This is a genomic window from Aliarcobacter thereius LMG 24486 (genome assembly GCF_004214815.1).
Classification (GTDB): domain Bacteria; phylum Campylobacterota; class Campylobacteria; order Campylobacterales; family Arcobacteraceae; genus Aliarcobacter; species Aliarcobacter thereius.
In genome coordinates this window covers 79921-101388 of sequence record NZ_CP035926.1, presented here as the reverse complement: position 1 = coordinate 101388, position 21468 = coordinate 79921, and the positions used below count along the sequence as shown (strand labels likewise).

Annotated in this window: 22 protein-coding genes; 9 read left to right on the top strand and 13 right to left on the bottom strand. The window is 27.2% G+C overall.

Annotation, left to right across the window (positions count from 1 at the left end):
• Nucleotide 1 precedes the first annotated feature (1 nt).
• From ATH_RS00510 to purM, 3 genes are read right to left on the bottom strand one after another with little or no spacing between them, the layout of a single operon-like run.
• A complete protein-coding gene (locus ATH_RS00510; protein ID WP_066185303.1) occupies nucleotides 2-685 on the bottom strand; it encodes a response regulator transcription factor in 684 nt (227 codons plus the stop codon).
• Between the two features lies 1 nt (nucleotide 686).
• A complete protein-coding gene (locus ATH_RS00505) occupies nucleotides 687-2108 on the bottom strand; it encodes a PAS domain-containing sensor histidine kinase (RefSeq protein WP_083202008.1) in 1422 nt (473 codons plus the stop codon).
• A gap of 34 nt (nucleotides 2109-2142) precedes the next feature.
• A complete protein-coding gene (gene purM / locus ATH_RS00500; protein WP_066185304.1) occupies nucleotides 2143-3138 on the bottom strand; it encodes a phosphoribosylformylglycinamidine cyclo-ligase in 996 nt (331 codons plus the stop codon).
• Between the two features lie 94 nt (nucleotides 3139-3232).
• On the opposite strand from purM, the gene coaE reads away from it, so the two are divergent.
• On the top strand, nucleotides 3233-3823 hold the full coding sequence (gene coaE, locus ATH_RS00495) for a dephospho-CoA kinase (RefSeq protein WP_066182273.1): 591 nt from the start codon (nucleotides 3233-3235) through the stop codon (nucleotides 3821-3823).
• Between the two features lie 23 nt (nucleotides 3824-3846).
• Here coaE and ATH_RS00490 read toward each other — a convergent pair whose 3' ends face one another.
• Nucleotides 3847-4869: a thioredoxin family protein gene (locus ATH_RS00490; RefSeq protein WP_066185305.1), complete on the bottom strand. Its 1023-nt coding sequence runs from the start codon at nucleotides 4867-4869 to the stop codon at nucleotides 3847-3849.
• A gap of 192 nt (nucleotides 4870-5061) precedes the next feature.
• On the opposite strand from ATH_RS00490, the gene ccoG reads away from it, so the two are divergent.
• The 3 genes from ccoG (at nucleotide 5062) to recJ (ending at nucleotide 9737) form a co-directional block, all read left to right on the top strand.
• Complete coding sequence (gene ccoG, locus ATH_RS00485) at nucleotides 5062-6444, top strand: cytochrome c oxidase accessory protein CcoG (RefSeq protein WP_066182268.1); 1383 nt, start codon at nucleotides 5062-5064, stop codon at nucleotides 6442-6444.
• 108 nt (nucleotides 6445-6552) lie between these two features.
• Nucleotides 6553-8169 carry a CTP synthase gene (locus ATH_RS00480; RefSeq protein ID WP_066182265.1) on the top strand — a complete coding sequence of 539 codons (1617 nt, stop codon included), beginning with the start codon at nucleotides 6553-6555 and terminating at the stop codon, nucleotides 8167-8169.
• Complete coding sequence (gene recJ / locus ATH_RS00475; protein WP_066182261.1) at nucleotides 8169-9737, top strand: single-stranded-DNA-specific exonuclease RecJ; 1569 nt, start codon at nucleotides 8169-8171, stop codon at nucleotides 9735-9737. Before ATH_RS00480 ends, recJ begins: the two co-directional genes overlap by 1 nt.
• Nucleotide 9738: 1 nt before the next feature.
• On the opposite strand, the gene ATH_RS00470 is transcribed toward recJ, so the two are convergent.
• Both ATH_RS00470 and ATH_RS00465 read right to left on the bottom strand, forming a co-directional pair.
• On the bottom strand, nucleotides 9739-10353 hold the full coding sequence (locus tag ATH_RS00470) for a FlgO family outer membrane protein (protein ID WP_066182258.1): 615 nt from the start codon (nucleotides 10351-10353) through the stop codon (nucleotides 9739-9741).
• Between the two features lie 3 nt (nucleotides 10354-10356).
• Nucleotides 10357-10995, bottom strand: coding sequence for a FlgO family outer membrane protein (locus tag ATH_RS00465; protein ID WP_066182255.1), 639 nt, complete (start codon nucleotides 10993-10995; stop codon nucleotides 10357-10359).
• Between the two features lie 125 nt (nucleotides 10996-11120).
• On the opposite strand from ATH_RS00465, the gene ATH_RS00460 reads away from it, so the two are divergent.
• The 4 genes from ATH_RS00460 (at nucleotide 11121) to ATH_RS00445 (ending at nucleotide 16359) form a co-directional block, all read left to right on the top strand.
• On the top strand, nucleotides 11121-11663 hold the full coding sequence (locus tag ATH_RS00460) for a DJ-1 family glyoxalase III (RefSeq protein ID WP_066182252.1): 543 nt from the start codon (nucleotides 11121-11123) through the stop codon (nucleotides 11661-11663).
• A gap of 85 nt (nucleotides 11664-11748) precedes the next feature.
• The gene (dnaE, locus tag ATH_RS00455; RefSeq protein ID WP_066182249.1) at nucleotides 11749-15312 is read left to right on the top strand and encodes a DNA polymerase III subunit alpha; all 3564 of its coding nucleotides are present in this window, start codon (nucleotides 11749-11751) and stop codon (nucleotides 15310-15312) included.
• Nucleotides 15287-16075: a 5'/3'-nucleotidase SurE gene (gene surE / locus ATH_RS00450; RefSeq protein ID WP_066182247.1), complete on the top strand. Its 789-nt coding sequence runs from the start codon at nucleotides 15287-15289 to the stop codon at nucleotides 16073-16075. Before dnaE ends, surE begins: the two co-directional genes overlap by 26 nt.
• A 17-nt stretch (nucleotides 16076-16092) precedes the next feature.
• Nucleotides 16093-16359 carry a hypothetical protein gene (locus tag ATH_RS00445; protein WP_066182245.1) on the top strand — a complete coding sequence of 89 codons (267 nt, stop codon included), beginning with the start codon at nucleotides 16093-16095 and terminating at the stop codon, nucleotides 16357-16359.
• A 28-nt stretch (nucleotides 16360-16387) separates the two neighbouring features.
• Here the strand turns inward: ATH_RS00445 and ATH_RS00440 are convergent, their stop codons facing one another.
• Together ATH_RS00440 and moaC are read right to left on the bottom strand one after the other, a co-directional pair.
• Complete coding sequence (locus tag ATH_RS00440) at nucleotides 16388-16651, bottom strand: HP0495 family protein (RefSeq protein WP_066182242.1); 264 nt, start codon at nucleotides 16649-16651, stop codon at nucleotides 16388-16390.
• On the bottom strand, nucleotides 16648-17118 hold the full coding sequence (gene moaC, locus ATH_RS00435) for a cyclic pyranopterin monophosphate synthase MoaC (protein ID WP_066182239.1): 471 nt from the start codon (nucleotides 17116-17118) through the stop codon (nucleotides 16648-16650). Before moaC ends, ATH_RS00440 begins: the two co-directional genes overlap by 4 nt.
• 114 nt (nucleotides 17119-17232) lie before the next feature.
• On the opposite strand from moaC, the gene rpsU reads away from it, so the two are divergent.
• The gene (gene rpsU, locus ATH_RS00430; RefSeq protein WP_066171131.1) at nucleotides 17233-17445 is read left to right on the top strand and encodes a 30S ribosomal protein S21; all 213 of its coding nucleotides are present in this window, start codon (nucleotides 17233-17235) and stop codon (nucleotides 17443-17445) included.
• Nucleotides 17446-17503: 58 nt separating this feature from the next.
• Here rpsU and ATH_RS00425 read toward each other — a convergent pair whose 3' ends face one another.
• The 5 genes from ATH_RS00425 to pstB are packed head-to-tail and all read right to left on the bottom strand — an operon-like array spanning nucleotide 17504 to nucleotide 21466.
• Nucleotides 17504-18835, bottom strand: a complete 1332-nt coding sequence (locus tag ATH_RS00425; protein ID WP_228260055.1) for a sensor histidine kinase — start codon at nucleotides 18833-18835, stop codon at nucleotides 17504-17506.
• A 53-nt stretch (nucleotides 18836-18888) separates the two neighbouring features.
• On the bottom strand, nucleotides 18889-19563 hold the full coding sequence (locus ATH_RS00420; RefSeq protein WP_066182233.1) for a response regulator transcription factor: 675 nt from the start codon (nucleotides 19561-19563) through the stop codon (nucleotides 18889-18891).
• Nucleotides 19553-20041 (bottom strand): phosphate-starvation-inducible PsiE family protein, encoded by a 489-nt coding sequence (locus tag ATH_RS00415; RefSeq protein WP_228140830.1) that lies wholly within the window; start codon nucleotides 20039-20041, stop codon nucleotides 19553-19555. The genes ATH_RS00420 and ATH_RS00415 overlap by 11 nt, the downstream gene beginning before the upstream one ends.
• Complete coding sequence (locus ATH_RS00410; protein ID WP_066182228.1) at nucleotides 20028-20696, bottom strand: phosphate signaling complex PhoU family protein; 669 nt, start codon at nucleotides 20694-20696, stop codon at nucleotides 20028-20030. The genes ATH_RS00415 and ATH_RS00410 overlap by 14 nt, the downstream gene beginning before the upstream one ends.
• Complete coding sequence (pstB, locus tag ATH_RS00405; RefSeq protein WP_066182225.1) at nucleotides 20696-21466, bottom strand: phosphate ABC transporter ATP-binding protein PstB; 771 nt, start codon at nucleotides 21464-21466, stop codon at nucleotides 20696-20698. The genes ATH_RS00410 and pstB overlap by 1 nt, the downstream gene beginning before the upstream one ends.
• Between the last annotated feature and the right edge of the window lie 2 nt (nucleotides 21467-21468).

The window sequence follows — 21468 nt, the reverse complement described above, 5'->3', positions numbered from 1 at the left end:
TTTAAAGATTATTTATTTTGTAGCCTATGCCTTTTATATTCTTTATAAGTTTGCTATAAGTTTTTTTTCTTAAGTTTACAACGACCATTCTAACAGCATCAGCACTAACCGTTTCTTGCCAAACACTATTCTCTATCTGCTCAATACTCACTATACTATTTTTATTATTTATAAGATATTCTAAAAGAAGTATCTCTTTTTTTGTAAGGCTTATTTCTAAATTATCTTTACTTATAATTTTTTGTTTATAGTCATATAAAAACTCTTCCCCTAAAGATATTTTTTTATCTTTTAGATTTTGTTTTGATAGTTTAGAAGATATCGCAACCAATAATTCATCAATATCTATTGGTTTTTTGAAATAAAAATGCACATCAGATTCAATCACTCTATTCATATATTCAGGACTATTAAATGCTGTCATAACTGCTCTTATTGTACTGTTTTTGATTAGTGCAATTTTTTGTAAAAGATGTAATCCATCAACATGAGGCATCTCAATATCGGAAATAACTACATCAAAGTTTTTACTATTAAAAACTTCTAAAGCTTCCATAGCATCACTAGCACTTATAACCTCTTTAAAATATATTGCTAGAATTCTACTTAACCATTTTAATGTACTTATATCATCTTCAACAATTAAAATAGATATATTTTGTAGCTTTTTATGAATATTCTGCATATTATTCCTTTGCTAACATAATAGTAAACTTTGCACCATTTTTAATATTTCTTACTTTTAATATACCATTCATATGATTTTCTATTATAACTTTTGACATATAAAGTCCTATTCCACTACCTTTCTCTTTTGTAGAAAAATATGGGTCAAATAATTTTGGCATAAGTTTTTTTTCAATTCCTTCACCATTATCACTAATATCTATTTCTAAATTATTATTAATATTTCTTATATCAATCTTTATTTTTCCATTAGAGATATTTTTTGAAACTATTTGCATCATTGCATTGTGAATTAGATTTAAAATAACTTGCCTAAACTCATTTGGAAAACCATATATTTCAAAATTTGTTATATTTTTTTTATCTATCTCTATTTTGATATTATGATTATTTAATTGAACTTGAATTAATCTTATTGCATCTTCAATACTTATTAAAATATCAAATTGCTCTTTATTTTTATTAATTCTAAAAAATGTACTAAAATCATCTATTGTTTGTGACATATAGTTTATTTTATCCATAATATCTGATTCTATCTCTTCTAAAAGTTTATTATCTATATTTTTTTGTGAAGATATATGTCTTAATCCTTGAACAATAATTCCCAAACTATTTAATGGTTGCCTCCACTGATGTGCAATAGAATCTATCATTTCACCCATTGCTGCTAATCTTGATTGATGGCACAATAATTCGTACTGTTCTGTTCTTTTTGAAACTTCAAGCTCTATTTGCTTCTCTAATTTATCTTGATACTCTATCTCTTCCGTTATATCTGAAGTAATCATAACTATCTCGTCACGACTTTCCAAATACGATAAAGACATACTTGCATTTATTCTTTGACCTGATTTTGTAATACAAATTTTCTTAAACTTTTCAATACTTCCATATTGTATAGCTTTTTCAACAGCCGTTTGAGAAGGAGCTGAATATTCAGGAGAAGATAAAGAGATACAAGATTCTTTATATAGCTCTTCCATACTATATTCCATCATATTTTGGAAGAATTTATTTGCATATAAAAACATTCCATTTCTATCTAAAATAGATATCCCATTTGCAGCTAAATCAAAAACGGCTTGAAGCTCCTCTTTTTTTGATCTTAACTCTTTTAAAGATTTTTCTAACTTTGATTGAACTTTACAATAAAGTGTTATATCGTAAAAATAGAAAATATTTTTTTCAAAATATATCTCATATTTTCTTTTTTTCCATTTTATATTAAAGGTTTTTCTATTTTGTTTTTTAGCTTTTTTGAGGTTTTTGTAGTTTTTCTTATTAAAAATATCTTTTAGTTTTTGCCCTGATTCAATTTTTATACTCTTTTTATTACCAAAAATTTCTAAAACTAAATCTTTTTTAACTTTTAAAATAAAAAACTTTGTACTGTTTTTTAAAATATTTTCTTGTTTCATAAAGATATAAGAGATAGATAGAGTTTAATTCTATCTATATAAACTCTACTTTTCTATCACCAGATTTTAACTCACCAATAACATATCCATCAGTTGAAGATAAAATTACATCTACATTTTTTGGGTTTACTACAAGAATCATTCCTACACCCATATTAAATGTTCTATACATCTCTTCAAGTTCAACATGATTTGACATAAACTCAAATATTGGTAAAACTTTAATTTTACTTCTTTCTACAACAGCTCTTAAATTTTCTGGTAAAACTCTTGGAAGATTTTCAGTAATTCCACCACCTGTAATGTGTGCTAATGCATTTATTTTATCTTTGTTAGCTTTAAACTCTTTTACATAAATTCTTGTTGGCTCAAGTAAAACATCTTTTAGTTTTTTTCCTTGAAAATCATCTTCTAAACTCATTCCTAACTTCTCTAAAAGAAGCTTTCTTACTAGTGAAAATCCATTTGAGTGAACTCCTGAACTTGGAAGTGCTATTAAAACATCTCCTGCTTCAACTTTTGAAACTCTATCTAACTCATCTTTTTCTGCAATTCCTACACAAAAACCAGCTAAATCAAAATCTCCCTCTTTATACATTCCTGGCATTTCAGCAGTTTCACCACCAATTAATGCACATTCACTTCTAATACAACCCTCAGCAATTCCTTTTACAACTTGTGTAGCTTCTTCTACTTCAAGTTTTGCTGTTGCATAATAATCAAGAAAAAATAGTGGCTCTCCAAAGTTACAAAGTAAATCATTTGTACACATAGCAACTAAATCAATACCAACTGTATCAAACTTTTTTGCATCAATTGCAAGTTTCAACTTTGTTCCAACTCCATCTGTTCCAGCTAAAATAACAGGTTGTTTATATCCACTTGGTAGTTCAAAAGCACCAGCAAAAGAACCAATACCTCCTAAAACTCCTGGAATTCTTGTAGATTTTACATATGGTTTAATATTCTCTACAAACTGATTTCCTGCATCTATATCAACTCCTGCATCTTTGTAACTAACTGTTGCCATTTTTACCTCTATACTATTTTTTTAAGCTAATTTTTAATTTTAAAAAATTTTTGGGTATTATATCCAACTATTTATAAATCTTAGGAAATCAAAAATGAGTGAAAATAGTTTCAAAAATGCAATTGCTCTTACAGGTGGAATTGCAACAGGAAAAAGTACTGTTTGTAATCTTTTCAAACTTCACGGTCTTTTAATAATAGATGCTGATAAAATAGCACATAAAATTTTAGATAAAGAGCATGAAAAGATTGCTGAAATGTTTGGTAAACAATATGTTAAAGATGGAAAAGTAATAAGAAAAGAACTTGGAAAAATCATCTTCTCAAATGAAAAAAATAAATTAAAATTAGAAGCCCTACTTCATCCTCTTATATTTGAAGATATAAAAAAAGAAGCAAAGATATTTGAAGATCAAAACAGACCATATATAATAGATATCCCTCTGTTTTTTGAGAAGATGAATTATCCTATTAAAGATTCAATAGTTGTTTATACACCAAAAACTATTCAAGTAGAAAGATTACAAAAAAGAGATAATATTGATGAAAAAGAAGCTATTTTAAAAATATCAAATCAAATGGATATTGAAAAGAAAAAAGATTTAGCAAAATATGTTATTGATAACTCAAAAGATTTAAAACATCTTCAAAATGAAGTTGAAAACTTATTAGAAAAGATTTTATAAACTTTAGGGCAAAGCCCTAAAATTTACTCAGCAACATTTATATCAACACCACTTTTAATAAGTTCTTCTTGTCTATCTTTTAAATAATCCAAATATGTATTTGGATAAGCTATATAGAATTTACCACTAACATATCTTAAAACTTCTTTGAAGTGAAAAGGAAATAAAAGTGCATCAATAGTTGATTTTAATTCACCATCATTATATAAAAGAATTCCTGGTCTATAATCTAGTTTTATTTTTTCTACCCAAGCTTTTGCACTTGTTTTCTCTCCATTAGGAGTAATGATTAAACTATTTGAATTTGCATCTAATCTTACTATTGTATATTTAGAAAACTCATCTTGTACATCTTTGTTTGTAAGAATTTTATCGTGAAAATGTCCACAAGGAATACAAGATTTGTCTTCAAAAATAATTGCAAGTGGTGTTTTTATTTTTGATAAATCTGTAAGCTCTTTAAACATTTTATTACTTTTAAATTTATATATATCTTTTTTCTCTATATTATTTAAATATGTAAGAAGATCCATTTTTAAATATGATTTTGTTTGAACATAATCTAAAATATCTTTAAAATCTTCACTATTTCTATATCCATTTACTCTAGCAATAATATTTTTCTCTTCATCAAAAAATACCATAGTTGGACTATATTGAATTTTTAACTTATTTGTTAAATCTCTTTCATTTACAAGTTCTCCATCTATCCAAGTTACTTCTTTACTTCCTTTAACATTTAGTTCAATTACATCAAAATGTTTTTTTACAAAATCACTTGTTTCATTTTTATCTTCAAAACTCTCTTTTAGCATTTTTGAACAATATGGACAAGCCTCAAAATCAAAGAAAATCATAAAATGTTTTCCCTCTTCACTAGCTTCATCTATATCTTCAGCTATATCAAGAAAACTTTGTTTAAACCAGCTTGGTACTGTGTGATTTGAAGAACCAATCACTTTTCCTTCTTGTGCAAATAAATTTATAATAAAAATACTAGAAAACAATAAACTAAGCATAATTAATTTTTTAAATATACTATTCATATACCTCATCCTTAAAAATTGAATTTGTAAAAGTTTATTAAATATTAAATTAATTTAACTATAAAAAAAGCCTTTTGACTTAAATCTAGAAATATTTATCCCGAAAGTGCTAGAATCTAAAATTATATTTGGTATATATGAAATAAGTAGATATGATATAAAATTCATACAATTCTTAAAAAAGGTCACTAAATGAAAGAGCAAACTCAATTAGCAAAAAAAACTCCGTTTAGAAAAAAAAGATATCTTATGTATCTTTTTATAACTATTTTCTCTCTTAGTCTGCCATTTATTCAAATAAATGGGAATCAAATATTCTTACTATCTTTTGATAAAATGCAATTTCACTTCTTTGGAACAGCATTTGATATGCAAGAACTATATTTAATGCCATTTTTACTAATGCTTTTATTTGTTGGTATTTTTGCAATTACTGCTATTGGTGGTAGAGCATGGTGTGGTTGGTCATGTCCTCAAACTATTTTTAGAGTTATTTATAGGGATTTAATTGAAGCAACTCTATTTAAAATGAGAAGAATTAAAAACAAACAAAAAAATATTGATTTCTCAAAAAACAATAATAAAATAAAAAAAGCTATTGGAGTAGTTATCTGGTCAGCTTTAGCTTTAGTTGCTGCTTCAAACTTTATGTGGTTCTTCGTTCCACCACAAGATTTCTTTGCATATTTACAAGATCCTAGTGAACATCTTTTTTTAATAGGTTTCGTTTTGGCAATAACTGCTTTTTTAGTTTATGATGTAATTATTTTAAAAGAGGATTTCTGTGTTTATATCTGTCCTTATTCAAGAATTCAAACTGTTTTATATGATAATAATACATATCAAGCAATTTACTCTACAAAAAGAGGTGGACATATTTATAATGAAAACAAAGAGCAAATTGTTTGGAAAGCAAAAGATTTACCAGATCCAAAAAATGAGTGTACAGCATGTGATGCATGTGTTACTGTTTGTCCAACTCATATTGATATTAGAAAAGGGCTTCAGCTTGAGTGTATTAACTGTTTAGAGTGTGTAGATGCTTGTACAACTGTTATGGGAAAACTTGGTAAAGAGTCTTTAGTTCAATGGTCAAGCACAAATCAAATTGAAAATAATACTCCAACAAAACTATTTAGAAAAAATACAATTATGTATTTTGTTGCACTAAGCCTTACAATTGCTTTAATGTTTGTAATGAGTGGTGAAAAAGAGTATATGCTTTTAAATGTAAATAAAGATACTGAACTTTATAAAATAAAAGATGGTAATGTTGTATCAAATAACTATGTTTTACTATTTCAAAACACGGAATCAAAACAACTTACTTATCATCTTGAAGTTGTTGATAATCCAAATATTACTATAAAGAGATTTGAACCATTTACTCTAAGTCCTGGTAAAATGGCTAAAAAAGTAGTAATTCTTCAAACAGATAAACTTTTAGTTGATAATAATTTAAAAGATACCCCTGTAAAAATTACACTTAAAGCTTATGCTATTGAAGACCCTGAAAAAGTTAAAGTATTTAGAAACGCTACATTCTTTTTCCCAAGATCAGATAGACTTAAATAGACAAAAAAGTGCTTTTGCACTTTTTTGATTAAATTGCTTATTAGCTATTTTTAGATAAAATCACAGCTTATTTATTTTCAAAACTTAATCATTTTATGGAGTATTTTAATGACAAAATTTATATTTGTAACTGGTGGAGTGCTTAGTTCTTTAGGAAAAGGTATCACTTCTGCTTCGATTGCAACAATATTAAAACAATCTGGATTCAAAGTTAGTATGTTAAAAATAGATCCATATTTAAATGTAGACCCAGGAACAATGAGTCCACTAGAGCATGGAGAAGTTTTTGTAACTGCTGATGGTGCTGAAACTGACCTTGACTTAGGAAATTATGAAAGATTTATAGATAGAACTTTAACAAAAATCAATAGTTTTACAACAGGACAAGTATATCAAAGTGTTATAAAAAGAGAAAGAGAAGGTGGTTACCTTGGTAAAACAATCCAAGTAATTCCTCACGTTGTTGATGAAATTAAAGATAGAATATTTGCAGCAGCTGATGATAATGAATTTTTAATTATTGAAATTGGTGGAACTGTTGGAGATATCGAAAGTTTACCTTTTCTAGAAGCTATTAGATCAATTAGACATGAACTTCCAAAAGCAAATACTATGAATATTCATGTAAGTTTAGTTCCATTTATAAAAGCAGCAGGTGAATTAAAAACAAAACCAACTCAACACTCTGTTCAAGAGTTAAGAAGAATTGGGATTACTCCTCATATGTTAGTTTGTAGAACAGAACAAGAACTCCCAAAAGCTTTAAAAGAGAAGCTTGCACTTGCTTGTGATATTGATAGAAATGCTGTTATTGAAGCTGGTGATGCACAATCTATTTATCAAGTTCCTCTTCATTTTATAAAAGAAGGAATTTTAAATCCTTTATCTGACCATTTCAATGTAAAAATCAAACCAAATATGGAAAAATGGGATAGACTTGTTAAAAACATCTTAGTTCCTCAGGATCAAGTTACTATTGCTATTGTTGGTAAATATATGGAACTTAAAGAGTCTTATAAATCTTTAGTTGAATCTTTAATTCATGCAGGAGCTCATTTAAATACAAAAATGAATATTCATTGGTGTGATAGCGAAAGAATCGAAGATTTAGGTGTTTATGAAGTTCTTGGAAATGTAGATGGAATTTTAGTTGCTGGTGGATTTGGTCCAAGAGGAGTAAAAGGTAAACTTGATGCAATTAAATATGCAAGAGAAAATAAAATTACATTTTTAGGAATTTGTCTTGGTATGCAACTAAGTATTATTGAATTTGCTAGAAATGTTCTTGGACTTGAAGATGCAAACTCTATTGAATTTGATGAAAATACTTCAAATCCTCTAATTTATTTAATTGACGAATTTATAGACCAAAGTGGACATAAACAATTAAGAACAAGTAAATCTCCACTTGGTGGAACTATGAGATTAGGAGAGTATCCATTTGAACCACTAAAAGGTTCTAAACTTCAAAAAGCTTATGGAAACAATAAAGAGTACTTTGAAAGACATAGACATAGATACGAAGCAAACCCAAAATATAAAGAGGTTTTAGAAAAAGCTGGAATGATTGTAAGTGGTGAATCAAATGGTCTTATTGAAGCTATTGAAATAAAAGACCACCCTTGGTTTGTAGGAGTTCAATTCCATCCTGAGTTTACTTCTCATCTTGAAACTCCAAATCCAATAATTTTAGATTTTGTAAAAGAAGCAAATAAAGCTAAGTAATGCAAAAAATTACAAAGCAAAGGCTTGTTTCTATATTAAATGCAAGGCATTTGAATAATCCTTATTCAAAGCTTGCATCTATTCCTTCTCCTGATAACTTCAAAGATATCAAAAAAGCATCACAAAGAGTAAAAAAAGCCATAAACAATAATGAAAGAATCACTATTATAGGTGATTATGATGTTGATGGTGTAGTTTCTACTTCAATTATGATTGAATTTTTCAACTCTATTGGAGTAAAAATTGATTATATTATTCCTAATAGATTTGAACATGGTTATGGTTTATCACCAAAAATTGCAATGCAAATTAAAGATGGTTTAGTAATCACTGTTGATAATGGAATTAGTTCAATTGAAGCATCAAAAATATTAAAATCTAAAAATATTGATTTAATAATAACAGACCATCATACAGTAGGAGATATTGTACCTATAGCATTTGCAATTATAAATCCAAAACAAAAAGATTGTTCTTTTGAATATAAAGAGATTTGTGGAGCACAGGTAGCTTGGTATTTTTGTGCAGCCATAAAGAAAGAGCTTGGTGTAAATGTTGATTTGAGCTCTTATCTTGACCTTCTTTGCCTAGCAATTATTGCAGATATAATGCCAATGACCAGCCTTAATTATACAATGGTAAAACAAGGTTTAAAAAAGATGAAAACATCAAATAGAGAAGCTTTTAAAATATTAAATCAAAACCTTCAAAAATCTATTTTAGTATCTGATGATATTGGATTTTTAATTGCTCCAAAACTTAATAGTGCAGGAAGAATGGATGATGCAACTATTGCTTTAGATTTTTTATTATCAAAGAACAAAGATAGAGCTTTTGAATCTTTAGCTCTTCTAGATGAATTAAACTCTTACAGGAAAACTCTTCAAGAAGAGATTACAAAAAAGGCTCAAAACTCTATAAGTAGTGATGATAAAGCTATTATTGTTTGGGGAGAGAATTGGCATGAAGGTGTAATTGGAATTGTCGCTTCAAAACTTTCAAATGCTTATAAAAAACCAGCCTTTGTATTCTCTATAAAAGATGGTATTGCAAAAGGAAGTGCTAGAGCAAACTCTCAACTAAATTTATATGATTTAATTCAAAATGCTTCAGATATTTTATTAGGTTTTGGCGGACATAAAAATGCAGCTGGGATATCTTTAGATAGTTCAAAACTTGATGAGTTTAACTCTATTATTCAAAGTTCTTTAGAAAATAACAAACTAGAACTACATGAAGAACAAGAAAACTTAGGAGAACTAGATATTGCAAGTGTAGATTTGGAGTTTCTAGAAATTATTGAAAGTTTTGAACCTTATGGTTTAGAAAACTCAAAACCTATTTTTAAAGTATCAAAAGCAAATTTAGTTAAATGCGAACTTCTAGGAAGAGACAAAAATCATTTAAAACTAACTCTTAGTAGCAGTGATGGTTTCTTATTTGAAGCTATAAAGTTCAATGATAGTAATTTAAATTTAGATAAAGAACTAAACTTTATAGTTTCAATATCTAAAAATGAATTTAGAGGTACAATAAAACCTCAATTTTTAATACAAGAGTTTATTTAGTTTATAAAACTAAAGGTCTTCTTGTATTCTCTTTTAATTTTCTTTTTTTCTCTTTTTCATCTCTTATATCATCATTTACAAAACCTTCTAGTTCTAAGATTTCACTTGTAATTGCTGTTCTTTCATAAGAAGACCCAACAACATTTCCACTGCTTAATTCTATTAATTTTATAAATATATTTAAAGTTTTACTTGTAATTGAATATGAACCTACTAAAGCATATCTTGAATCAACCTCATCAGATAAAATCTTTTTATGTTCTCTTGTAAGTACATTTAATCCACTTTGTCCAAATTCAAACTCTTTTGTAAGTTCAACTTCTCTTGTAATAATACTTTTTGATGCTAATTTATCTTTTAACATACTTGAAAGTAAAAATCCAAGTTCTGATCTATTTTTCAGATTATCTACATTTACAAAATCTGAAACCAATACAACATCATCTAAATAGATATGTTTTTCTAAATTCAATGATTGTTTATCAACCATTGTTGTAAGCATTGAGTGAAAATTAGTAGCACTTGTTATAGGGTTTTTATACGAACAAGATATTAAGAATAAAGAAAAAAAGGCTAGAGCAAAAAACTGCCCTAACCTAAAAAATGAGAAATGCATATTTTATTTCTCTTCAACAATTTTAATAGTTCTTAATGGTGGACAATCTTGAAACATTACACAATCATTTGCATAATTATGTTTATAAGTTGCTCTAGCACTTGATAGAACTTTTCCTGTTATATTATCAATTATTCTTGCATTTAAGATAACTTTCCCAATTTGTCTTGAATAAGTTCCTACAACTACATAATTACTTGGAACTTCACTTTTTAAATCTTTTTGATCTCTTGATAAAAAGTATTCCCCTCTTTCATTTACAGAAACTGCTAATTGTCCTCTAAATTCCGTAACTCCAAATCCTCTATTAGAAAGCTCATCTATCATGCTTTCTCCAACAACTCTTCCAAATTCTGATGTTTGTTTAAACTTGTCTAACTGTACAAATGATGTAACCACAATTGATTTTTTAGTATCAATCTTTTTATTTGTAACCATTTGTGTAGCCAGAGATGAAATTGTTGCTTCAAGTGTATCTTGAATAATAACTTTTTGTTGTTTATAGTTTGAAATATTCATACCATCACTCATTGATCGTACTTTGTCGTATTCTGTTTGAGTATTTTGATTCTTATATCCACAAGCTGTAAACATAGAAAGAACCGCTACAAATATTGAAAACTTTAGAAACTTTCTAAACATATGCTATCCTCTTTATAAATTCTTAAGATTTTAGTTAAAAATTACTTACAAGAACTTTATAAAAGCTTATATAAATCAAACTTATATATAATCTTAAAAAAATAATTTTATAAAAGGAGCTAAAAATGGCAAAAATTCTGGTTGCAATAGCAGATGGTTTTGAGGAAATTGAGGCAATTAATATTATTGATATTTGTAGACGAGCAGATATTAATGTTGTAAGTGCTGGAGTTGAAAACAAAATTTTAACAGGTGCTCACAATATAAAAATAGAGATGGATAAAAAAATAGATGAACTTTGTAGCGATGATTTTGATATGATTGTTTTACCTGGTGGTTTACCAAATGCTTTTACTTTAGCAGAAGATAAGAGTGTTCAAAAACTTTTAAAAGAGTTTAAAGTTAAAAATAAAAAAATAGCAGCAATTTGTACAGCTCCTTATGCACTTCATAAAGCAGAAGTTTTAGAAAAAAACTATACTTGTTATCCTAGCTTTGAAACAAAAATAAGATTAGATGGGTACAAACCCAATGAAGATGTAGTAATAGATGGAAATATTATAACTTCAAGAGGTCCTGCAACTGCAACAAAATTTGCATTAGAACTTGTAAAAATTCTAAAAGGAGAAGAAATTTACAAAAGTGTAAAAGATGGGCTTTTAGCGTAAGCTCATCTTTGTCTAAAATTTAACTAATATAAAACCATTTTTTCGCTACACTATAAATTAAAAAATTTAAAAAGATTTATATATTATGTCACAAATACCACAATTTACACATTTACATTTACATACTGAATACTCTTTACTTGATGGAGCAAATAAGATAAAAGAGCTTGCAAAAAAACTAAAAGAGTTTGGAATGACAAGCGTTGCTATGACTGACCATGGAAATATGTTTGGAGCAATTGATTTTTATAATGCTATGAAAAAAGAGGGAATAAAACCTATTATTGGAATGGAAGCTTATATTCACAATAGTGAAGATTTAAGTGATAAATCAAATAGACAAAGGTTTCACCTATGTTTATATGCAAAAAATGAAATAGGTTATAAAAATTTAATGTACCTTAGCTCTCAAGCCTATATAAATGGTTTTTACTACTATCCAAGAATAAACAAAGAGCTTTTAAGAAAACACTCAGAAGGACTTATTTGTAGTGCAGCTTGTTTACAAGGAGAAGTAAACTGGCACCTAAATACACAAAATGATAGAAATGTAAAAAATGGCGCAAAAGGATATGAAGAAGCAAAAAAAATAGCTTTGGAGTATAAAGAGATATTTGGAGATGATTTTTATCTTGAAATTATGCGACATGGTATTGGTGACCAGCATTTTATTGATGATCAAATTTTAAAAATATCAAATGAAACAAACATAAAAGTAGTTGCAACAAATGATACTCACTATCTAGAACAAAAAGATGCTGATGCTCACGAAGCTTTTATGTGTATTGCTATGAATAAACTTTATGATGATCCAAATAGATTAAGACATAGTGTTCATGAATTTTATCTAAAATCTCAAGAACAAATAAGCAAACTTTATGCTGATATTCCAGAAGCAATTGAAGCAACTCAAGAGATAGCTGATAAATGTAATCTTACAATCAAATTAGGAAACCCAACTCCTCCAAATTTTAAATTTACAAGAGAAAAACTACAAGAGAAAAATATAGATATTCCTGAGCCACAAAATGAATATTCATTAGAAAATGACAAAATTTTATTTGAACTTGAGTGTAAAGAAGGTCTAGAAGAGAGATTAAAACTAATTCCAAAAGAGAATCACGAAGAGTATAAAAAAAGATTAGATATTGAAATTGAAATTATAAAAAATATGAAATTTCCTGGATATATGCTTATTGTTTGGGATTTTGTTAAAGTTGCAAAAGATATGGGAATTCCTGTTGGACCAGGAAGAGGATCTGCTGCTGGGAGTTTAGTTGCATATAGCTTAAAAATTACAGATATTGACCCTATTCCTTATGGATTACTTTTTGAGAGATTTTTAAATCCAGAGAGAATATCAATGCCCGATATTGATATGGACTTTTGTCAAAGTAGAAGAGGAGAAATTATTGATTATGTTGTACAGCAATATGGAAGAGCGAATGTTGCACAAATTATAACTTTTGGTAAACTTCTAGCAAAAGGGGTAATACGAGATGTTGCAAGAGTTTTAGATATGCCTTATGCAAAAGCTGATGCTATGGCAAAGCTAATTCCAGATGAATTAGGAATAAATCTTACACAATCTTGGGAGAAAGAACCAAAGATAAAAGAACTGTGTGAAGCTGATCCACTTGCAGCAAGAGTTTGGGAATATGCTTTAGCTTTAGAAGGTCTTAACAGAAATGCTGGAACACACGCAGCTGGAGTTGTGATATCAAATGAACCTTTATGGAATAAAACACCTCTTTTTAAACCAAGTGGACTTGATACTTTAGCAACTCAATACAATGGAAAATATATTGAAGATGTTGATTTAATCAAATTTGACTTCTTAGGTTTAAAAACTCTTACAGTTATAAATGAAGCCATAAAACTAATAGAGCAAAGACACGGTATAAAAATAGATTTTAATACTATTGATGTAAATGATAAAGGTGTTTATGACTTAATCCAAACGGGAGATACTTTAGGACTCTTTCAAATTGAATCTGATGGAATGCAAGATTTATGTAAAAGATTAAAACCATCAAATTTTGAAGATATTATTGCCGTACTTGCTCTTTATAGACCAGGTCCAATGGAATCAGGAATGCTTGATGATTTTATTGAAAGAAAACATGGTCGAGCTAAAATTGACTATTTCCATGATGAACTTGAAGATGTTTTAAAACCTATTTTAGAAAACACTTATGGAGTAATTGTTTATCAAGAACAAGTTATGCAAATTGTTCAAAGTGTTGGTGGTTTTTCTCTTGGTGGTGCAGACTTAGTGCGAAGAGCTATGGGTAAAAAAATCAAAGAGGAGATGGATAAACTTAAAGGTGAATTTGCAGATGGTGCACAAAAAAAAGGATTTACAAGAGCTTATGCAGAAGAACTTTTTGATCTAATTGTAAAGTTTGCTGGATATGGTTTTAATAAATCTCACTCAGCTGCTTATGCATTAATTACTTTTTATACCTCTTATTTAAAATGTTACTATCCAGCTGATTTTATGGCTGCTTTATTAACTTTGGAAAAAGATAATACAGATAAAGTTGTAAGATATGTTGATGAAGTAAAAAGATTAGGTCTTGATCTTTTTCCTCCTGATATAAACAAATCTGATTTAGTTTTCTCAGCTACAAAGATTGATGGAAAAGAAGTTGTAATGTTTGGAATGGGTGCTATAAAAGGTGCTGGTGATGTAGCTATTAACTCTATTTTAAAAGCTAGAGAAGAGAAAGATTTTGAGAATTTAGCTGATTTTATTTCAAGAATTGATGGAAGTAAAGTAAATAAAAGAGTTATTGAATCTTTAGCAAAAGCTGGTGTTTTTGATAGTTTTGCATATTCGAGAAACTCTATTTTAAGTCAAATAGAGAAAATTTTAGATGCTACAAACAAAGCATCAAGTGCAAAAAAACTAGCCTTTGGTTCACTATTTGGAGATAGTGAAGAGCTTACAACAATAGATGTAGTGCTTGATCATCTTCCTGAATATTCAAAAAAAGAGATTTTGGAACTTGAAAAAGCTAGTCTAGGTTTCTATGTTTCTGGTCATCCACTTGATGAATACAAAGATAAAATTGATAAAATAAACTATACTTTATCTTCACAAATTGATGAACTTGATGATGGTAGCCAAATTTTAATTGTAGGTAAAATTGAAGAAATAACAGAAAGGATATCGAAAAAAGGTAGTAAATTTGGAATTGTTTCAATACTTGATTTTCATGGAACAATTGAATTTATGCTATTTGAAGATAAATTAAAAGATTTAAGAGAAAGTTTTGATTTAAATGAACCAATAGCATTTAAAGTAAGAATATCAAAAAATGACCAATTTACAAGAATGAGTGTTTTAAAAATAGAGACAATTTATGAAGCACAAAAAGAGAAAGTAAAAATAAAACAGAAAGAAGCTCCTTTACTTCCAGTTTGTATAGCACTTCCTTTAGATAATGATAGAAGAATTATGCAAGATTTATTTGAACTAATTGTAAATAATCAAGGAAAAAGAGAGTTAAGAATTATAATAAAATCAAAACTTGCTGATATAGAGCTAGAATCAGGTATTAAAGTAAATGATAATGTAGAAAAGCTTATTCACAATATAAAAGGAGCATATTTAGAAGATGTTGAAAATTCTATTAACAAATGATGATGGATATGATGCAATTGGTTTACAAGTTTTAATAAAAGCATTAAAACCAATAGCAAAAGTTATGGTTGTTGCACCTGCAAGAAATAAATCAGCTTGTGGTCACTCTTTAACTTTAGAAAGACCATTAAGATTAATTGGCGTTGATGATGATTCCTATAAAGTTGATGATGCAACTCCAACAGATTGTATATATCTATCTTTAGGAAATATATTTAAAAATGGCTATAGACCTGATTTAGTAATAAGTGGTATAAATATTGGTGCAAATATGGGAGAAGATATAACTTATAGTGGAACAGCTGGTGGAGCTATGGAAGCTGTTTTACATGGTATACCAGCAATTGCTATATCACAAGTTTGCAAAGATAGATGTAAGGATATCTCAAATAATTGGGATTTTAAATTAGCTATTAATACTATTATTACTCTTATAGAAAAGATTGAAAATGGTTCTTTTCCATTAGATGAAAGAAAGTTTTTAAATGTTAATATTCCGCCAATAAATGAAGAACTTTGTAAAGGGTTTAAAATCACAAAAGCTGGTTATAGGGAATACGGAAACGACTCTGATAGACACTTAAATCCAAGAGGTGAAGAGTTTTATTGGATTGGACTTCATCCTCTTTTATGGAAAGAGAGTTCTGATAAATCTTGCGATTTTGAAGCAATAAAAGACAATTTTGTTTCAATAAGTCCAATACAACTTGATATGACTTCATATAATGATATAGAAAAATTAGAAAATTGGTTAAATAAATAAAAAAGGAAAAAATATTTATGAATTTTACAAATTCAATCTCAAAACATATAGCAAAGCTTGTAGGAACTCTACTTGAAGAAGATGAACTACAAAAAGCTTTAAAAAGAAAATTTACAAAAAGAGAGTTTAAAGTATTTGTTGCTTTTGAAGAAGGGAAATCTATTGAAGAGATTAAGTTATTATTAAAAGAAAATGATAGCGAAGAGATAGAAAAAGTATATAAAACTGCCATTAAAAAACTAAATCAAGAGATTTTCAAGAAAGAACTTATAGAAAGAGATTAAATTATTTTGAAGTTAAACTTCAAAATAATTATAAAACCATTTTTATCTCTTTATGCTCACCTAAAATTTTGAAAATCTCTGTTCTGTCATCATCACTGTGAACTAGCATTTTCAATGTATAACTTTTAAATTTACCTTTTGAACTTGTTCTTGACTCTTTTATATTATGTTCTCTTTCTAAAATAATCTGTTTTACAATCTGTTTTACATTACAATTTTCAAGAACAACTAACTTGTATTCCCAAGAGCAAGGGTATTCAAGCTCTAATTTATGCTGATTTAAATCTATCATCTTTTAAAATCTCCACTTTTCCCACCACTTTTTTCTTCAAGCTGTACATTTGAAATAACCATACTTTTATCAATAGCTTTTACCATATCATAAATAGTAAGAAGTCCAATACTAACACCTGTTAAAGCTTCCATTTCAACACCTGTTTGTCCACTTAGTTTTGCTTTTACAAATAGTTTAAAACTATTATTTTGTACATTTTCTTCTATCTCACAATTTATTCCTGTAAGTAAAAGAGGATGACACATTGGTATTAATTCATGAGTTTTTTTTGTGCCCATAATAGCTGCAATAACTGCTGTTTGCAATACTGGACCTTTTTTTATTTCATTATTTATAATTGCATTAAAAGCCTCTTTGCTCATAGTTATAACTCCACTTGCAATAGCTTCTCTTTTTGTATCATTTTTATCTGTTACATCAACCATTTTTGGTCTATTATTTTCATCTAAATGTGTTAATTTCAAGATATTTTCCTTTAATTTTAAAATTTAATTCTATTTAAAATTTGGTTAAATAGTTATTAAGATTATTTTTTATATAATCATTGCTTAAATTTTAAAAGAAAGTGGGTGATTTTAGTGCCAGGCATTAAAGTTAAAGAAACTGAATCTTTTGACGAAGCGTACAGAAGATTTAAAAAACAATGTGACAGAAACCTAATCGTTACTGAAACTAGAGCAAGAAGATATTTTGAGCCAATGACGGAAATCAGAAAAAAACAAAAAATTTCTGCTAGAAAGAAAATGCTTAAAAAATTATATATGCTTAGAAGATACGAATCAAGACTGTAATAGTTTTTCGTGCTTTTATTTTAAAGCCTATGTTTTTATAAACATAGGCTTTTTTATTTTATATATATCTAATAGTAAACTTAGAACCTTCCATCTTTTTTGACTCAATTTCTAAAGTAAATCCATGTAAGCTTACAATTGTTTGAACAATATAAAGTCCTAATCCTAAAGAGTTGTTCCAGTTATTGTGTGAAACTCTATAATATTTCTTTTTAACCTTTTCAAGCTCTGTTATATCTATCCCAACTCCTTTATCAATTATAGATATTGAATTCTCATCAAACTCTACAATAACATCTTCAAATGAGTATTTTAAAGCATTTTCCATAAGATTTGAAATAACTATTGTAAAAAGAGTTTCATCTGCTCTTACTTTGATATTTTCACCTTTTAAAAATATTTTTCTATCTTTATATTTTACTTTTAAATCACCTAAGATATTTTCTAAAATATTTTTAATATAAAATTCTCTAATATCTAAACTGCTATCTTTATCTCTTAGTTTTATACTTAGTCTTAATTTATCAATAATTTTACTTAATTTATCAGAATTAAAAATAATCTTATTTAAAAACTTATTTCTCATCTCATTTGGAAGTTCTGAATCATTTAGAAGAGTTTGACTATAACCTTTTATTACTGCTATTGGATTTTTGAATTCATGTGAAATAGCCGAAATAATATCATCTTTTTGTCTATTAGCAAATTTCAATTTGGCTGTATATTTAGCCTTTTCTTTTGCTTTTACTTGAAGTTTTGATGATACTTTATTTAAAATTTTCGTAATTCTATTAAATTCATATGTAAAATTTGATTGAAAAGGATCATTATCTTTAGAGTTTCCAAGGTTTTCTAAAAAGTCTAAAATAGAATCTATCTCTTTTTTTATTCTAAGACTTATAAAATAACTAATCATAAAACTAATAGTCAAAAAAAGTGCCATATATATAAAAATCTCTATAGATAATTGAATAAAATTATCTAAAATTTTGCTTGTATCATCTGCAATTCTTAAAATATACATTTCATTGTTTATAAAAACTTTTTTTGCAACATATAAATACTCTTTTGAAAGTGTTTGTGAAACTCTTGTTTGCTTACCTATTTCAAAATTTATTGCTTGGATTATTTCAACTCTATTTAAATGATTCTCTTTTATCTCTTCGAGTTTTTTATGACTTTCAGCAATTACCGTACCATTTTTATCAATAATTGATACTCTTACTTCAAGTTTTGAACTTAAATTATTTACAAGATTTAATACAGATTCAATATCTTTTGATTTTTCCATTAAGATTGATAATACTTTTATATTTTGTATTAAATTTTTCTCAATCTCATTTATATAAAAACTTTTTGCCCAAAAATATATCACTATTGACAATGTCACAAATATTGCAAAAAAAGTTACAAGATAGCTTCGTAAAAAGAGTTGATGTATCTTTAACAAAAAATATACCCTTCTCCACGAACTGCTTTTATATAATCTTTTTTTCCATTTGGATCAATTTTATCTTTCAATCTTTTAATAGCCACATTTACAGTTTTTTCTTGTTTATCAAGTGCATCTTGCCAGATATTTTCTAGTAGGTGTTCTCTACTTAAAAGAATGTTTTGATTTTTTATAAATTCCAAAAGAAGCTTTGTTTCTAATTGACTTAAATTTACTCTTTTTTCATCTATATAAAAAGATTTATTTGAAGATTTATATAAGATATCTCTTATTTTTATATTTTCACTCTCATTTGAAGTTCTTTTTATAACAGCTTTTACTCTTGCACAAAGCTCTTTTATATTGAATGGTTTAGTAATATAATCATCTGCATAAGATTCAAATCCATCTAAAATATCTTCATCTTTATCTTTTGCTGTAACATAAATAACAGGTATTTGATAACCATCTTTTTTTATACTATTTATAAAAGATGTTCCCTCAACTCCTGGAAGATTTCTATCCATTAAAATCAAATCTATTTTTTCTTCTTCTAATATTTTATTTACATTTTCATTTATTGATAAGAATCCAATAGTTTCATATCCTTCTTTTTGTAGAGTATATTCCAAAAGTTCCAACATATCTTCTTCATCTTCAACAATTAAAATTAACTTATTTTTCATCTTGAATTATCTCTTCTGTTTTCTCTTCTGTTTTCTCTTCTTTTGATATCTTTTTATCTTTTATCTCTTTATTTCTCTCATTTTCTGGTGAAAATCTTATTGCTAAGATTCTAAAAATAAAAAATACAGATATAACAACTAGCATAAACAATATATCAAAATGCTCTTTGTTTTTGTTTGTTGATAAGATAATTACTTCTCTTACTAAAAATATAATAAATATATCAAGAACATATCTAAGCCTTAATGTCTCTTTCTTAATAAAATCCGAAATCATCTTTATAACTTCCATAATAACAATAAATTCCAACATCAGAATAATTGCTTTATAAAAATCATACTTTGCAATAATTATAGTTGCAAAAACTATTACAGCAACTAAGACTTCAAAATTTGTACTAAAATATTTTGAAATTCGTCTTAGTGCTTTCCTAAAATGTCTTATATGAAAAGATTCTCTCTCTTTATGATTGTTCAATATCTCCACCAATTTGTGCAAATTGCAATAACCTTGCAATACTTAAAGATCTATCTGCTATTTTTTCTAATCTTCTTAAAGAACTTAAAATATCAAAATACTCTTTTGATAAATCCAAGTTTTTTGTGATTAGTTTTAAAATATTCTTTTCTACCATAGAGTATAGATCATCCGTTTTACTCTCTTCAACTGCCACTCTTTGATACATTTGTTCTATCTGCTTTACTTCTTTTTCATCTATTATTAAACAAGCTGTTTGCAAAGATAATAATGCTGATTTCAAAAGTGGAATTGCATACTCCAATATTATAGCTGTATCTAAATCATTTGAATATGATTTTCTAAACATTTTTGCAAAATCTTTTGTATTTGCAGTAGTTCTTACAAACTCATTTGTAATTTTTAAAAAAGATACTAATCTTCTTAAATCTTTTGCTTCAGGCGAATAAAGTGCTAAAGTTCCAACAATAATATTATCAATCTCATTTGATCTTATTAAAGTTTTCTTCTCACTTATTTCAAGTTTACTTAACTCTTCAATCTTTTTCTCATTTAAAGCTTTTAAACAAAACTCTAAAGAACCAATCACCTCTACACTTATCTGTTTTATCTCTTGTTTTATTCTAATTAATTTATCTTCATATGGTTTTAACATTATCCAAATCTCCCTGTAATATAATCTTCTGTTTTTTTATTGCTAGGATTAACAAAAATTGTTTCTGTTTCATCATACTCTATTAGTTTTCCTAAGTGAAAAAATGCTGTATAATCAGCAACTCTAGCTGCTTGTTGCATATTGTGAGTAACTGTTATAATTGTATAATTTTGTTTTAATTCCAGCATCAAAGCTTCAATCTTCTCTGTACTAATTGGATCTAGTGCAGAAGTTGGTTCATCCATTAAAATAACTTCTGGTTTTACTGCAATTGTTCTTGCAATACAAAGTCTTTGTTGCTGTCCACCTGAAAGTGAAGTTCCTGGAGTTGTAAGTTTGTCCTTTACTTCATTCCAAAGTCCAGCTTGAACTAAAGAACTTTCAACTAATTCATCACATTGTGAACCTTTTCTTACCATTCCATGTTTTAATGGAGCATAAGAAACATTATCATAAATAGATTTTGGGAAAGGATTTGGCTGTTGAAATACCATTCCTATTCTTTTTCTAACACTTACTTCATCAACATCTTTATCATAAATATTTTTCTTATCAATTACAATCTTTCCATCAATTTTTACACTATTTATTAAATCATTCATTCTATTTATACATCTTAAAAATGTAGATTTCCCACATCCAGAAGGTCCAATCAAAGCTGTGATTTTATTTTGATATAGATTTACATTAATATCATAAAGTGCTTGATTTGAACCATAGTATAAATTTAAATTTTTTACATCGATTTTTGTTTTATTATTACTATTCATTT

Bases quoted from the DNA above. Each gene is read 5' to 3' on its own strand.
- ATH_RS00510 (WP_066185303.1), bottom strand. From the start codon at position 685: ATGCAGAATATTCATAAAAAGCTACAAAATATATCTATTTTAATTGTT.
- ATH_RS00505 (WP_083202008.1), bottom strand. From the start codon at position 2,108: ATGAAACAAGAAAATATTTTAAAAAACAGTACAAAGTTTTTTATTTTA.
- purM (WP_066185304.1), bottom strand. From the start codon at position 3,138: ATGGCAACAGTTAGTTACAAAGATGCAGGAGTTGATATAGATGCAGGA.
- coaE (WP_066182273.1), top strand. From the start codon at position 3,233: ATGAGTGAAAATAGTTTCAAAAATGCAATTGCTCTTACAGGTGGAATT.
- ATH_RS00490 (WP_066185305.1), bottom strand. From the start codon at position 4,869: ATGAATAGTATATTTAAAAAATTAATTATGCTTAGTTTATTGTTTTCT.
- ccoG (WP_066182268.1), top strand. From the start codon at position 5,062: ATGAAAGAGCAAACTCAATTAGCAAAAAAAACTCCGTTTAGAAAAAAA.
- ATH_RS00480 (WP_066182265.1), top strand. From the start codon at position 6,553: ATGACAAAATTTATATTTGTAACTGGTGGAGTGCTTAGTTCTTTAGGA.
- recJ (WP_066182261.1), top strand. From the start codon at position 8,169: ATGCAAAAAATTACAAAGCAAAGGCTTGTTTCTATATTAAATGCAAGG.
- ATH_RS00470 (WP_066182258.1), bottom strand. From the start codon at position 10,353: ATGCATTTCTCATTTTTTAGGTTAGGGCAGTTTTTTGCTCTAGCCTTT.
- ATH_RS00465 (WP_066182255.1), bottom strand. From the start codon at position 10,995: ATGTTTAGAAAGTTTCTAAAGTTTTCAATATTTGTAGCGGTTCTTTCT.
- ATH_RS00460 (WP_066182252.1), top strand. From the start codon at position 11,121: ATGGCAAAAATTCTGGTTGCAATAGCAGATGGTTTTGAGGAAATTGAG.
- dnaE (WP_066182249.1), top strand. From the start codon at position 11,749: ATGTCACAAATACCACAATTTACACATTTACATTTACATACTGAATAC.
- surE (WP_066182247.1), top strand. From the start codon at position 15,287: ATGTTGAAAATTCTATTAACAAATGATGATGGATATGATGCAATTGGT.
- ATH_RS00445 (WP_066182245.1), top strand. From the start codon at position 16,093: ATGAATTTTACAAATTCAATCTCAAAACATATAGCAAAGCTTGTAGGA.
- ATH_RS00440 (WP_066182242.1), bottom strand. From the start codon at position 16,651: ATGATAGATTTAAATCAGCATAAATTAGAGCTTGAATACCCTTGCTCT.
- ATH_RS00420 (WP_066182233.1), bottom strand. From the start codon at position 19,563: ATGAAAAATAAGTTAATTTTAATTGTTGAAGATGAAGAAGATATGTTG.
- ATH_RS00410 (WP_066182228.1), bottom strand. From the start codon at position 20,696: ATGTTAAAACCATATGAAGATAAATTAATTAGAATAAAACAAGAGATA.
- pstB (WP_066182225.1), bottom strand. From the start codon at position 21,466: ATGAATAGTAATAATAAAACAAAAATCGATGTAAAAAATTTAAATTTA.